Raw genomic sequence first — 14,038 nt, forward strand, 5'->3', positions numbered from 1 at the left:
TCCCGTGAGGCCGTGCTCGACGCATTCGCGGTCGAAAGCGTTCCTGATAGGTCGACTCTGGAGCAATATCTCCAGCTTTACCCGGAATATGCGGCGGAACTCGTCGATCTTTCGCGAGAACTCTGCCGCGAAGATCGTGACGACACGACGCCGCTGACCTCTGCCGATCGGAAATTGCTCGACGCTGCCTGGGCTCGGCACGCGGCGGCCCAGCCGACGGCAGCGGTCGACCCCTTCGCAGCGTTGACGGCCGATGACTGGCGGGCAGTGGCCCGCCGTCTTGACGTACCCCGACAGGTCGTCACCGCATTGCGGGAGCGGCGGGTCCTGCTCATCAGCATCCCAAAACGATTTCTCCAGATGTTCGCTGACGCGGCCGGCAGCACCATCGCGCTGGTCGAGGCCTCGTGGGGCTCGCCCGAGTCGTCTCTGGCGCGCAGCTACAAGGCCGACAGCAAGCCCACGGTCGGCCAGCAAGTGACCCTTGAACAGGTCCTCGTCGAGGCCGGCGTCCCGGCGGAGAAGCGGGCCCGGTTGTTGGCCGAGGCTAACTGACATGGATGGGGTGGAGCTCGCCAGGCAGATTGCCGCAGACCTTCACGCTCGCCTTGTTGCCGCCGGTGCCGATCCCTGGTCGCCTTACGAGTTTGCTGTCGCCGAGGCCAAGCGGCGAGGGATCGATGTCGAGCCGACAGCGGCGGGAGCCATGGTGCTGGATGGCGGCCGGGCGACCTTCGTCGCCGCCGACGATCTGATCATCCACGAGAATATCGGCTCTCGCTTCGATCAGGCTTTCCTCGTCGCGCACGAAATTGGCCATGTCGAGCTCGGCGACGATCCGGATGGGGCTGTGGCGACGGCGACCATCGATCCGGCCCGGGCCGCCGAGCCGTCGCCGGTCGGCATGGACCGGGTTGTCGACTATGGACGCAAGCAACGCCGTGAAGTCCAGATGAACCTGTTTGCGCGTGAATTGCTGCTTCCCCGCAGCGTTGTGCGGGCGCTCCATGTCGACGATGGCCTATCCGCGTCTGCTATTGCGGCCAAGCTCGGCGCGCCATTCGAGGTCGTGGCGCAACAGCTTTTGGATGCTTTACTGTTGCCGTCGGTCCCGCCGACGGCAGAGGTGACGCATGTCGAGCGGCCGCTCAATCCGCTGCAGGTCGCGGCGGCAACGCACCGTGGTGAAGCTTATCTGCTCGAGGCCGGGCCCGGCACAGGCAAGACGCAGACGTTGATCGCGCGCGTCGAAGGCCTTCTGGATGAAGACATCGATCCGAGGCGCACCTTGCTGCTGACGTTTTCCAACAAGGCGGCAGGCGAGATGGCGGAGCGCATCGCGCGCAAGCGTCCCGATGCAGCGGCTGCGATGTGGATCGGTACGTTTCACGCCTTCGGGCTCGATATCATTCGCCGATTCCATGTGGAGCTCGGGCTGCCGAAAGATCCACGCATGATGGACCGGACCGAAGCCGTCGAACTCCTCGAGGAGGAATTTCCGCGCCTGCGGCTTGCGCACTACCGCAATCTCTATGATCCCACCCAGGTCATCGCCGACATGCTCGCTGCTGTGTCGCGCGCAAAGGACGAGGTGGTCGACGCCGAAACTTACGCCTCGCTCGCTGACGCTATGCTGTCAAAGGCACCAAATCCCGATGCACGCGAACGGGCGGAGCGCGCCGGCGAGGTGGCCCGCGTCTATGCGGCCTATGAACAGCTCAAACGCAACGCGCACTGCGTCGACTTTGGCGACCTTGTGACCCTGCCGGTGCAGCTGCTCGACAAGGACACGGCCATCCGCGCGGCGCTGCAAGCGCAATATGATCACGTCCTTGTTGATGAGTACCAGGACGTGAATCGCAGCAGCGTGCGATTGCTGAGTGGCCTGCGGCCCGACGGCCGCAATCTCTGGATGGTCGGCGACGCCAAGCAGTCGATCTACAGGTTTCGCGGCGCGTCATCCTTCAACATGACCCGGTTCGGCAAAGAGGACTTTGCCGGCGGCAAGCGTGGCCGATTGAAACGCAACTACCGTTCGGCGCCAGAAATAGTCGACGCCTTCTCCAGCTTCGCGACAAAGATGCTGGCTGGCGATGCCGACAGCGGCCTGGAAGCGGACCGAGATGACAATGGGCATAAACCGGAGTTGCGCACCGTTCGGCGCGCCGAGCAACAGCAGGTCGTCCTGGCCGACGCGATCGAGGAACTCCGGCGTGAAGGTTACGCCTATCGCGATCAGGCGGTCCTCTGCACCGGCAACGAAAAGCTGTCAAAGATCGGGCAGGAATTGGAGCGGCTCGGCGTGCCGGTCCTGTTTCTGGGCAGTCTCTTCGAGCGGGGTGAGGTCAAGGACCTGCTGGCTTTTCTGTCGCTTCTGGTCGATCGCCGCGCGATGGGCCTGGTACGCATTGCCTGTTGGCCAGAATTCGCCGGCTCCTTCGCGGATGTCGTTGCCGTGTTCGATCATCTGCGGGCGGCCGATCATGCACCCGGCAGCTGGCTGAGGCAGGACGAGGCGATCCCCGGATTAAGTGGCGCTGGCCGCCAGGCGCTTGCTAAGCTCGGGGCCGCCCTCGATGGCTTCGGTCAGATGGCCTCGCCCTGGACGGTGCTTACGACGTTGCTGCTCGATCGCACACGCATCGCTGCTCGCCTCGGGACGTCAGCGGACCTCGCTGATCGCACGCGCGGCATCGCGATCTGGCAATTCCTGAACTTTGTGCGGGTCCAACCAGCTGGCCGCGGATTGCCCATAACGCGTTTGCTCGACCGCGTGCGCAGGCTTGTCCGTCTTGGCGATGATCGCGATCTGCGCCAGTTGCCTGCGGCAGCGCAACATCTCGACGCGGTCCGCCTGATGACCATTCACGGCGCGAAGGGCCTGGAGTTCGGTGCGGTGCACATCCCGGGCCTCAACAGCGATACCATGCCGCGCGTCCCGCCGGCGCCCACCTGTCCGGCGCCTGACGGCATGATCGCCGGCGCCGAGGGAGATGCACTCGAGACATTTCGCGCGGGCCAGGCCGAGGAGCAGGAGTGCTTATTCTACGTCGGCCAGTCGCGTGCGCGCGATCGCCTGATCCTTTACGCGCCGACCGAGAAGAGCAACGGCCATAATAGGCCGCTTTCGCCGTTCCTCGACCGTCTGGGCGGCTTTTTGGCCCGCCGTTCTGTCGTTCCCGCCCGACCGCTTCCCGTGGCGGCGGAAGCGCGCGGCATTGACCTGGTCGTCGACGGCCAGCTCCGCTTCGGCGCGCCGCAGATCGCTCTATATGAGTCTTGCCCGCGGCGCTTTTTCTACACCCATGTCTTGCAAGTCGGTGGGCGGCGAACCGCGACCGCCTTTATGCATTTACATGAGGCGGTTCGCTCGGTCGTCGAAGCCGTGATCGCATCGGACGAGCCTTTGAGCGAGCAGGCGCTGCAGGACCGCACCGATGCGGCGCTGGCCGGGGAGGGGCTCGCCGAGCATGGCTACCGCGCCGATTTTCGCGATCTGGCGCTCACGATGCTGCGCTTCTTTCTGAACAATCGCGCCGGCGCGGCTCCCGAGCCGCCGGTCGCGCTGAGCCTCAATTTTGGTCGCGAAGAGATCCTGGTTCGACCGGACGAGGTGCTGGTCCGGCCGGACGGCAAGCGCGCTGTGCGCCGGGTTCGCACCGGCCACATGCGGTCGGCCGACGCCAAGGATGTCGGCGCCGCAGCGCTGATGCTGGCGGTCAAGCAGGCCTTCCCGGGCGCCGTCGCCGAGCTTGTCTACCTGTCCGACGGTGAAATTCACTCCATTTCCTTGTCTGACCGCGAGTTGAAAGGGCGCAAGGACAAGCTCGCCGCGTTCCTTGGCGACATCCGGGCTGGCCGGTTTCCGGCGGAGATATCGTTCCGCACCTGCCCGAACTGCCCCGCCTTCTTCATCTGCGGCCAGACCCCCGACGGCCCCCTGAAAAAAAACTTCGCCTGACTTTACCGGTTGGCCGATCTCGCCCCGATTGGACCCTTAGAGCCCCGGCATCCGCTGCGGCCAAACCTAAGGAACCAATCTGATGAAGACTGAAGAACTGCTTGATTATGACGACCTCGGCGATGCCCTGCGCGAAGGCCGGGCGCTGCGCCCGGCGCGGGGGTATCGCTTCCTCCTCGCGCAGGGCGATCTCAACTTCCAAACCCGCCAGGTGAACGATCCCGTGCCGCTCGGCCGGCAACTGCTCGAGGCCGCAGCACTCGACCCGCGGGATGGTTACAGCCTCTTTGCGATCTTGCCGTCCGGCGATTTCGAGGATGTGCTGCTCGACGAGCCCTTTGATCTCCGCGCACGCGGCGCCGAGCGCTTCATCGCCTTTGAGACCGATCGCGATTTCAAGCTCACCCTCAACAAGGAGGAGCTGCGCTGGGGCAAGCCGGCCATCAGCGGTGCGGTGCTCTACGGTCTCGCCAAGCCCGGCGAGGGCGAAGCCGTCTTCCTCGAAATCCCCGGCGGCGAGGATCGCCTCATTGAAGGCGGTGATCTCGTCGATCTGACGCAGCCCGGCATCGAACACTTCATCACGGCGAAGAAGGGCTATGAGATCATCGTCAATTCACGGCAGCGCACGGTGCCGACGCGCACGGTCACGTTCGACGAAATCGTCCAGTTGGCCTTCCCGGGCCAGCACGCGCCGAACGTCGTCTTCTCCATGACCTTCCGCCACGCGGCGTCGACGCCGCATGCCGGCGAGCTCGGCGCAGGTGGCTCGGTCGATGTCAAAAAGAAAGGCACGGTGTTCAATGTCACGCGAACTGTTCAGTCGTAATCAGGACCTCAAGCAGCTGCGGGACGAAGGTTACTTCGTCCAGCAGCAGGGCGGCTGTCTCGTAATGCGGGAAGTGCCCTATGTCGATGCGCACCGCCAGGTGCGCACCGGCACCCTGATCTCCAGCCTCACCCTGGCCGGCGACCAGACGCGAACGCCCGATACCCATGTCGTCCATTGGGACGGCGACTTTCCATGCCATGCCGATGGCACGCCCATCCAGGGCATCTCCCATGCCGCCGGCGCTTTCGACCTCGGCCACGGCCTCAAGGCGGCATACGGCTTCTCCAGCAAGCCAGACGGCGGCTATTCGAACTACCACCAGAAGATGACGAGCTACGCCAACATCATCGCGGGGCCGGCCGCGGTGCTGAAGCCCGGCGCCACGCCTCGCACCTTCCGCGCGCCAGAGGAGGAGGAAGACAGCGTCTTCAATTATGTCGAGACCGCCTCGGACCGTGTCGGGATCGGCGTTTTGACCGAACGCCTGGTCAATGAACGCGTCGCTATCGTCGGCGTCGGCGGCACCGGCGGGTACATCTTGGACTTCGTCGCCAAGACGCCGGTCCGCGAAATCCGGCTGTTCGATCGCGACGAATTCCTGACCCACAACGCGTTTCGCGCGCCGGGCGCTCCGAGCTTGGAGGAACTGCGCGAGGCGCCTAAGAAGGTCGATTATCTGAAGGGCATCTATGGCCGGATGCACCGCAATGTCGTGGCCCACGGCGTCACGCTCGGCGCCGACAACATCCACCTTCTCGACGGCGTCACCTTTGCCTTCCTGTCCCTCGACGCCGGCGAAGCCAAGCGCTTGATCGTCGAGAAACTCGAGGCCATCGGCGCCGGATTCATCGATGTCGGCATGGGTCTCGAGCTCGACGAAGGCTCACTCGGCGGGATCTTGCGGGTGACCGCCAGCACGCCGGAGAAGCGCGATCACGCGCGGCAGCGCATTTCCTTCGTCGGCGGTGGCGCCGAGGACATCTACGCGTCCAACATCCAGGTCGCAGACCTCAACGCCCTCAATGCTGTCCTCGCGGTCATCAAGTGGAAGAAGATCCGCGGTTTCTATCGAGACCTCGAACACGAGCATCATTGCACGTACACGACCGACGGCAACATGCTGATCAATGGGGACCTCACGTGATCCGGCACAAGAAATTGGAGCATCGGTTTGTCGAGCATATTCCCGAACGCCTTGAGGCAGGAATTCTCTATGTTTCGATGGAGTATGCCACGTCGGCGCATAGCTGCTGCTGCGGGTGCGGCGAGGAGGTTGTCGCGCCCTTCACGCCCACGGACTGGAAGATGACGTTCGATGGTGAGACCATCTCGCTTCGCCCATCGATCGGAAATTGGACGCTGAAGTGCCGGTCTCATTATGTGATCGACCATGGCAAGGTGATTGAAGCCGGCCCGTGGAGTGATGAGCAGGTTGAAGCCGAACGGCGCCGTGATCGCGCCGCCAAAGCGCGCTTCTACGGGCAGTCGCCAAAGGTCGATCGTCCCCTGCAGCCCAGCCCGCCCAAGGCAACGCCGCCCATTTGGCGCCGCGTCTGGCATTGGGTCTCGGGCCAATCGTAACGATAGGCCCGGCGGCAACCTGCCGCCGGGCCCTCTTCTTCACGCGATTTAGCGCAGGGCCGCCGACGATGGTCCCTGCGCACAAGTCGACGCCACGAAGGTGTGGGCACGCTGCGCCGCGCCTCCGAGGCGGGCGGCTTCTTTGATAAGGTTGTTGCCGGAAATGGGGAGGCGAAAGTGGTGATGAGGAGGACCGTTATCATCCAGGGCGGGCTGGCATTCGCCACCCGCCGCGCGGCCGCCGCACGCGATGGCGAGAACGGTCTGCAGATCATGACGGCAACGCAATTGGCGGCGCGGCTGGCAGGCGGCTTCCTGCATCAAGTGACAGGCGAGGAGCTTGAATTTGTTGTCGCCCGCGCCCTTGATGCGGGCGGCTTCGAGGACATCGAGACCGTTCGGCATCTTCCCGGGATGACGCGCGCCGTCGCGCGAACGTTGAGAGCGGCATGGAGCGCGGACACCCGTCTCGCTCACGCGCCGGACGGTAACGCGCGAATCCGCGATCTTGCTCTGCTTGAGAACCGTGTCTGCGAATTTCTAGCCGGCGGCGCGCGCCTGCCGATGGATCTCCGTGACGAGGCGCGCGCGCGAATGCAATGGGCCCCCGCGGTGTTGGGCCCGGTCTCCATCATGGGGGTACACTTCATCGAGCCGGTCTGGCGACCGATCATCCATGATCTCTGCGCCATGGCGCCGGTTGTCTGGACCGCGCCGCCCGGCGCCGACACGGCCTGGTTTGCCGGGGAGGTCAGAACGGCGACCGCCGTGGCGGCGACGCCCGTCCAGGTCACGTGCGCCGATCCCCGACACGAGGTGCTCGAGGCTTTTCGCTGGGCGCGCGTCTTGATTGCCTCGGGACAAGCCGAGCCCCGGGACATCGCGATCTGTGGCGTCAGCACCGACGAATGGGACGAGTACACCGTCGCGCTGGCGCAAGAAACCGAACTGCCGGTGAGTTTTCCGCACGGCCGGCCGTGTCTTGGCACCGCGGATGGACAGCGTTGCGCAGCGCTCGCGGATGTACTGCTTCACGGCCTCAGCCAGGCCCGCGTGCGGCGTCTGTTTGCTCTGGCTGCGGGCCAGCGAACGGCGCTCGACGCTTTGCCGCGTGACTGGCTGCGCGTGCCGCGCAGCGCATCGCTGACCTCGGCCGCGGAATGGATTCGAGGCCTCGACCAGCTCACCTTTCCAGATACCGATCCGCGTCCGATCGTGATGCCTTTGCTGACCTTGCTGGAACGAGGAACCACAGCGGCTGAAGAAGCGGCGGACGCGTTCCTGCGCGGCCGTGCGCGCCGCCTCTGGGAGCGGGCCACTCGAAGCGCGCCAGCGGCCGCTCTGGAGCTTTCGCTTCGTAAAATCCGTGTCGAGGATGAGCGAGATGCCAGCGACGCCGTGGCCTGGGCGCCAGCATGGCAGCTGGCGGCATCGCCACGCCCTTGGGTTCGTCTGCTTGGCCTGACGGAGCGCGGATGGCCGCGCTCGTCCGGCGAAGATCCCCTGCTGCCGGACCATATTGGACCACCGGGTCCCCTCGACGCCGATCCGCCCGCTGAAGCGGACCGGCGGGCATTCGGCATTATTGCCGCTTGCGCGACACAAGGCATTGTTCTTTCGCGCAGCCGTCGCAACGCGCAGGGCGGTCGGGCGGGCCCGAGCCCGCTCCTGGCTCCGGGCGGCAATGCGCTCGCACTTGCGCGCACGCGGATCGCAGAGCACGCGGCAAGCGAATCGGACCGGCTTACCGCACGCCCGCGAGAGATAGCCGAACACCTCGCGACAGGCGCCGCCCTGCGGTGCTGGCAGAGCTGGCACAGACCGGATTTGATGGCCCATGACGGGCTCCTGGTCGCGGATCATGCCGTCATCGCCGAAAGCCTCGCAGAGATCCAGTCGCCGACTTCGCTCGCGCGGCTGCTGCGCGATCCGCTGGGCTTTGTCTGGAAATACGCGCTCGGATGGCGTGCGCCGGACGACCGGGAGCGTCCACTGATCCTTCCACCCGATGAATTCGGCCGGCTAGTCCATGAGCTTTTGCGCCGCGCCGTCGATGCCCTCGAGCCGATGCCCGGTTTCACCGTGGCCGCTAAGGAGGAGATCGAGGGCGCGCTGGAGGCGGCGGCGCGTCACGTGATTGCGGCGTGGCCGCTGGAACGGCCCGTGCCGCCCGAGGTGCTCTGGGTCAACACCGTGCGCCAGGCATCCGCCATGGCGCTGGCTGGCCTGACGAACGAGAAATTCACCGAGAGCGGCACGCGCAGCTGGACCGAGGTGCCGTTCGGCGAGCACGCCAATCCGCCAGAGCCTAAAAATCCGGATTGGCCGTGGGACCCTGCGTTGCGCGTCGATGTGCCCGGCACGGCCGTCGCCATTCGCGGAAAAATCGATCGCGTTGACCTGCGCGCTGGTGGGGTCGCTGTCCGTGTCACCGATTACAAGACTGGCGAGCGGCCGGAGAATCCCGCTGAGAGAGTCATCGCCGGTGGCGCCGAATTGCAGCGTGTCCTGTACGCGTTGGCATGCCGTCACCTTCTGCCGGATGTGCCCGCCATTCGAACCCGGCTCATCTATCTGAAAGACGAACCGGCGATCTTCTTGCTGCCGGAACTCGATGACGCAATTGCGCAGACCGCAGCCTTCGTCAACGCGGCCTGCGCTGCCTTGACACGCGGCCATGCTGTTCCGGGGCCGGCCGCCGGCGACCGTCTCAACGATCTTCGGCTCGCGCTTCCTGCATCTCCTGCCTACTTCCGCAGAAAGCAAGCTGCGTTCATTGCCGCCGCCGGCGATCTGGCCCGGTTTTGGGAGTTGCCATGAACGCGCTCGCCGACAGCGCCGATCGGCGGCGCGCCCTCACTGTCCTTGATCAAACCTTGCTTGTCGAGGCCGCGGCAGGCACCGGCAAGACCTCGCTGCTAGCCGGTCGCGTCACCATGCTCCTGGCCAGCGGTGTCGCGCCGCGCAACATCGCCGCCATCACGTTCACCGAGCTCGCGGCCGGAGAATTGCGCGTGCGCGTTGAGCGGTTCGTGAACGAGCTGCTGAATGGTAACGTCCCCGATGACCTGGCGCTCGCCGTCGACAAAACCTTGACCGCGCCGGAGAGAGCCGCGCTGATAGCGGCGCGCGCGCGACTGGACGAACTGACGGCAACCACCATCCATGGTTTCTGCCACAAGCTGCTTCGCAGCTACGCAATCGAGGCGGGTGTCGATCCTGGCGCCGAGGTTCTCGATGCGGTCCAGACCGAGTTTGCCTTCACGACCGTGTTCGAGCGTTGGCTGCGGCGGCGTCTCGGCGAAAACGCCGATCCGACCGATCCGGTCGTTGTGATGGCGCGACGAGACCCAAGGGAGGCTGTCGATACCCTGAAGAAGCTCGGCAAGTTCCGGCGCGACTTTCGGACCGCAAAGCCTCTGCCCCGCGATCTAGCCGAACACGCGGATCTGGAGTTTGTCGAGAGTGTGCGGGAATTTCGCCGCTGGATCGACGGCACGCGGGCTCCCGACCGGGCGCTCGAAGACGTTGCAGATCTCGAGAGGCTCGCCGCCTTCTTCGCGGGCGCCTTCGATCCTGCCCCGTCATTCGAGCGGCTCTGGGAGCTTGCCCATCCGCCTCGCGTCAATGCAATGGCCTGGCGCTCTAGCGATCTGCGCCCGTATCGGCGCTTGGGGGCCTGGAAGTACGCTGCCGGCAAGGACGAAGGTGCGCGCCTCGCAGAGCAGGCCGCATCCCACTATGACCGGTGCGCGGCGGAGTTTCGTGTTCTTCTCGGCGGCATCGCGACAGCGCTGGTCGCGACCTTCTCCGGCGCGCTCGATGAGCTCCTTGAAGACTTCGAGGCGTTCAAGCGAAACGCTGCCGTTCTTGACTTTGACGATCTGTTGCTCGCCACGCGCGCGCTTGTGCGCGGTCACGAAACCGTCCGGCAGGCGGCGTCAAACCGCTACACGCGGATCCTCGTTGACGAATTCCAGGACACCGATCCGGTGCAGGCCGAGATCTTGTTTCTGATCGCCAGCGCTCCCGGCGCTGCTCCGGCCTGGCAGGCGCGGGAACTGATTCCGGGCAACCTGTTTATGGTCGGCGATCCGAAGCAGGCGATCTACAGATTTCGAGGCGCTGATGTCGCAACCTATATGGAGGCGCGCAATGCCGTCGAGCGCCAGTTTCCAGGCAATATCTTGCGGATCACGACGAGCTTCCGGTCACGCGGTGAGATCCTGGACCACGTCAATCGCTGTTTCCGCGATCCGTTGGGCCGACAGGCGCCGGGTTACGTTCCCCTCGTGTCCTCGCTTGGTCCAGCAGAGCATGGTCTTCCTTGCGTCATGAAAGCCACGATCCGTATCGGCGAGAAAAGCCGCGCGGCGTTCATACGCGACGAGGAAGCACGAGCCGTTGCCGACATCTGCGCCCAGCTCATCGGAAATATCCGCGTGCGGCGATCCGGCGGAGAAACCTCCTCGATCGTGCCCGGCGACATCGCCTTGCTCGCGCCGGTCGGCACCGAGCTCTGGCGTTACGAACGGGCGCTCGAGGAGCGTGGCCTGCCGCTCGTCTCTCAGGCCGGCCGCAACCTCTTCCGCCGCCAGGAAGCGCAGGATTTCGTCGCGCTGATCCGCGCGCTGGCGGACCCAGGTGATACGCTGGCGCTCGGCGCTCTGTTGCGCGGGCCGCTCGTCGGTCTCACCAATCACGAATTGCTCGATATCACGCGGGCTCTCGCGCCGGACGGGACAAAAGATGGCCCGTCGGCGCCGAGGTTGACGTTGCAGACGCTGCCAGCGCAGATCAACCATCCGCTGGCGCGGGAGACGCTGATCGTACTCCGAGATCTGGGGCGGCGTGTGCGGCGAACGACGCCGTTTTTGTTGCTGAGCGAGGCGATCGATCGGCTGCGCGTGCGGGCCACACTTGCCGCGCGGGGCAGCGACCAGGCAGCACGCGCTCTGGCCAATCTCGATCTTCTGATGGAGCGCGCACGCCGCTATGGCGTGCGCGGCCTCAAGCAATTGGCGCAGGACATTGACGCCGACTGGGAGGGCGGTCCTCTCGGACCCGAGCCCTACGACGAAGCGCGGCTGGATGCGGACCGCGAAGCGATCGAAATCATCACGGTCCACAGCGCCAAGGGCCTCGAATGGCCGATCGTCATTCCGATCAATATGGGATCTGAACTCAGACGGCGTCAGCCGTTTATCCACCGCCGTCAGGACGACACCCTGCACTGGGTGCTGGGCGATGTCGTTCCGCCAGCGATCGCGGATGCCATCAGCATCGACGACCAGGACAGCGCAGAGGAACACGAGCGGCTTCTATACGTCGCCTGCACGCGGGCGATCGAAATGCTGATCCTGCCGACATTGTCGGTACCGCGCACCAATAGCTGGGCGCACCTTCTCGATCTGGGGCAGGATGGTATCCCGGAATGGGATGCCGCGCGCTTCTCTCGGCGTCCTCCGGTGCGGGTCGCAGCAGAAGAAAACCACCAGAGCGAGGAGGTGTTTGCCGCTGAGCAAGCCGCGATCGCGGATGCGTCCCGGCCGATCCGGTGGGTTCGGCCAAGCGACGGCGACGCCGATCGCCTGGTCGAAGTTGCACGGATCGACGAGGCCGCTGACGCTAACCCCGCGGGTCTTGTGACGGTCATGGGCAGCGCAATCCGGGGCGCGGTGCTGCACAAGCTGATCGAAGAGGTATTGACGGGAGAGATCGAGGAGGCGGCAGGTGTTCTGGAATCCCGAGCCGGCGTCCTCCTCGCGCAGCTGGGTCCGCCAGAAGCGGGAGCACTGCCCGCTCCCGCGGAGATGGCCATGACCGTCTTGCGAGCCCTAAATCTGCCGGGCGTCGCCGAACACCGTGCCACACTAGTACCGGAGATGGCGCTCTACAGCTCCCGTGACGCCGGCGGCATCCTGGTGGCTGGCCGCGCAGACGCCGTTGCCGTCGCAGTCGGCCGGGCCGTTGTCGCCTTTGACTGGAAGAGCGACGTGGCGCCGACTACCGCCGACCGGCAGACCTATGCCGGCCAGCTGCTGCAGTATCTGGAAGCGGTCGGCGCACCGCGCGGTGCTGTCGTCTACCTGACACTCGGGGAACTGGACTGGATTGAACGATAAGGCGTTCGGGCAGTCTCGGACGCTGGCGCGACGAGATCGATGTAAGGGACTCATCCGACCGACACCACCGGACGACGACGCCAGACCGCGTCATGTGTAGCCGTCGTTCAAAGCGCAGCTATCGGTCGTGGGCACGATTGGTGCGAACAAGATCTGTTTCTTCATCGCCGGCGGCTTCGGAATATTCCTGCGCATCAAGTCCGGCGATGGTGGTGGTTTCGTCGAACGCCTCGGCGGTGAATTCGGTCAGGTCCGGATTGAAGCCGCGCGCGACATAGAACTCCGAACGCGCGACTGCATTGTCAAAGATAGCGGGTGGAAACGAGGGTATGTTTCGCCAATCGCCAAGCGAGAGGCGCAGCGTATCCGATAGCGCTGCGTCGAACGGCGCGAAATTTCTCAAGCCATACCCAATCGCCTGGATCTCTGCGAACGCCCCCAGAGCCAAACTAGCTGATTCGTCAAAGCCCCATTCGCCCTGATGTTTCTATCTTTAGGATATTCTTAATCGTTTGCTTGACAGCGATGTGGCAGGAATAGCGGCGTTCACGTTTCTCGAGTACCTTCGGTCAGCGCAAGCGTTTCCAAGTGGACGGCTCCTAGCCGGATTATTCGATGCCGCGTGTCGGGGGCTCATTGTCGCTACCGGTAGCCTGCGTCAAAAGCCATTTGCCGAGATCCATTGCTTCCGCGGGATCTTCGATGCCGTGAATGACACGAAGATCGTCGGCGAATTCGTCCAGCAGCTCCTTTCCGTGTTTCCCCATCGACGCCCGCGTTCGAATCGCCCAGCAAAATCGCGGACTCGTTCGCGAAAAGCGAGGAAAGCTGCCGACGCTGCAGCATAAGATTCGTTTGCGATCGCACGGTTCCGTGCCGCTTCGAAATCAATCTCATGCGTGCTGTGTGCTTGGCTGCTAACGATAGAAGTGCGCCGGTCTCCGCTACTAAGATAGGGATCACGGATCGATTGATCCTTCTGCATGAGGGCAGAACTAATTCCCGCGCAGTCCGCGCACACGGTAATCTGTGAGATGTCCCGCACGAAGATATCGTTCCGAAAGTCCGGAAACAGCCTTTGCCGATTTGCGATCGTCAGATCATCCCGCTCCAGGGTGCACTCATACAGCGACCGAACGCCTCCCGACCATCTTCCGCTCTTGCTCTTGCGCATGAGCTGGCGCTTGCTCCGCGCGCAGATCGGGCAGGCCCAATCGGATGGGATTGCGAGCCAGCGTTTCGACGAGACAGGATCAACATAGGCTGCATACTCGTCGTCGGTGGGCGCGATGACCGGGCGGCGTACCTGATCAACCGGCGCAAGCGTCGCGGAATCACGCCGTGTCGAGCGCGCCAGAAATTCGTTACGAAGAGTCCAGATCATCTGCGCTCGTTCGGTGTTCTTTGTATCCTGGTCGAACGACCGCATGAGAAGGGAGTACCCACGAGGGAAGGCCAGCGTCCGCCAAGCGTTCATCGTTCGGGATCTGGGACGTGCGCTGCAGCTTGGTTGACCACGGCGCGGTCCTCTCGCTCCTC

Annotated in this window: 9 protein-coding genes; 7 read left to right on the forward strand and 2 right to left on the reverse strand. The window is 64.4% G+C overall.

What is annotated here, in order from left to right; translation table 11 throughout:
* Positions 1–12 precede the first annotated feature (12 nt).
* The 7 genes from XI09_RS15410 (at position 13) to XI09_RS15440 (ending at position 12,499) form a co-directional block, all read left to right on the forward strand.
* The gene (locus tag XI09_RS15410) at positions 13–555 is read left to right on the forward strand and encodes a hypothetical protein (RefSeq protein ID WP_271567577.1); all 543 of its coding nucleotides are present in this window, start codon (positions 13–15) and stop codon (positions 553–555) included.
* 1 nt (position 556) lies between these two features.
* Entirely contained in the window at positions 557–3,961 is a 3,405-nt protein-coding gene (locus XI09_RS15415) for a UvrD-helicase domain-containing protein (protein ID WP_271567578.1), read from the forward strand.
* Positions 3,962–4,043: 82 nt separating this feature from the next.
* On the forward strand, positions 4,044–4,790 hold the full coding sequence (locus XI09_RS15420) for a multiubiquitin domain-containing protein (RefSeq protein ID WP_271567579.1): 747 nt from the start codon (positions 4,044–4,046) through the stop codon (positions 4,788–4,790).
* Entirely contained in the window at positions 4,765–5,937 is a 1,173-nt protein-coding gene (locus tag XI09_RS15425) for a ThiF family adenylyltransferase (protein WP_271567580.1), read from the forward strand. Before XI09_RS15420 ends, XI09_RS15425 begins: the two co-directional genes overlap by 26 nt.
* Positions 5,934–6,374, forward strand: coding sequence for a DUF6527 family protein (locus XI09_RS15430; protein ID WP_271567581.1), 441 nt, complete (start codon positions 5,934–5,936; stop codon positions 6,372–6,374). Before XI09_RS15425 ends, XI09_RS15430 begins: the two co-directional genes overlap by 4 nt.
* Positions 6,375–6,476: 102 nt before the next feature.
* A complete protein-coding gene (locus tag XI09_RS15435; protein WP_271567582.1) occupies positions 6,477–9,194 on the forward strand; it encodes a PD-(D/E)XK nuclease family protein in 2,718 nt (905 codons plus the stop codon).
* A complete protein-coding gene (locus XI09_RS15440; RefSeq protein ID WP_271567583.1) occupies positions 9,191–12,499 on the forward strand; it encodes a UvrD-helicase domain-containing protein in 3,309 nt (1,102 codons plus the stop codon). Before XI09_RS15435 ends, XI09_RS15440 begins: the two co-directional genes overlap by 4 nt.
* 118 nt (positions 12,500–12,617) lie before the next feature.
* Here the strand turns inward: XI09_RS15440 and XI09_RS15445 are convergent, their stop codons facing one another.
* A complete protein-coding gene (locus XI09_RS15445) occupies positions 12,618–12,947 on the reverse strand; it encodes a hypothetical protein (protein ID WP_271567584.1) in 330 nt (109 codons plus the stop codon).
* A gap of 210 nt (positions 12,948–13,157) precedes the next feature.
* Positions 13,158–13,928, reverse strand: a complete 771-nt coding sequence (locus XI09_RS15450) for a hypothetical protein (protein ID WP_271567585.1) — start codon at positions 13,926–13,928, stop codon at positions 13,158–13,160.
* Positions 13,929–14,038: the final 110 nt, after the last annotated feature.

Source organism: Bradyrhizobium sp. CCBAU 11386 (assembly GCF_028128955.1).
GTDB lineage: Bacteria > Pseudomonadota > Alphaproteobacteria > Rhizobiales > Xanthobacteraceae > Bradyrhizobium.

What these genes read in the sequence shown, in the direction of transcription:
- XI09_RS15440 (WP_271567583.1), top strand. Translation starts at nt 9,191, where the DNA reads ATGAACGCGCTCGCCGACAGCGCCGATCGGCGGCGCGCCCTCACTGTC.
- XI09_RS15415 (WP_271567578.1), top strand. Translation starts at nt 557, where the DNA reads ATGGATGGGGTGGAGCTCGCCAGGCAGATTGCCGCAGACCTTCACGCT.
- XI09_RS15450 (WP_271567585.1), bottom strand. Translation starts at nt 13,928, where the DNA reads ATGCGGTCGTTCGACCAGGATACAAAGAACACCGAACGAGCGCAGATG.
- XI09_RS15425 (WP_271567580.1), top strand. Translation starts at nt 4,765, where the DNA reads ATGTCACGCGAACTGTTCAGTCGTAATCAGGACCTCAAGCAGCTGCGG.
- XI09_RS15420 (WP_271567579.1), top strand. Translation starts at nt 4,044, where the DNA reads ATGAAGACTGAAGAACTGCTTGATTATGACGACCTCGGCGATGCCCTG.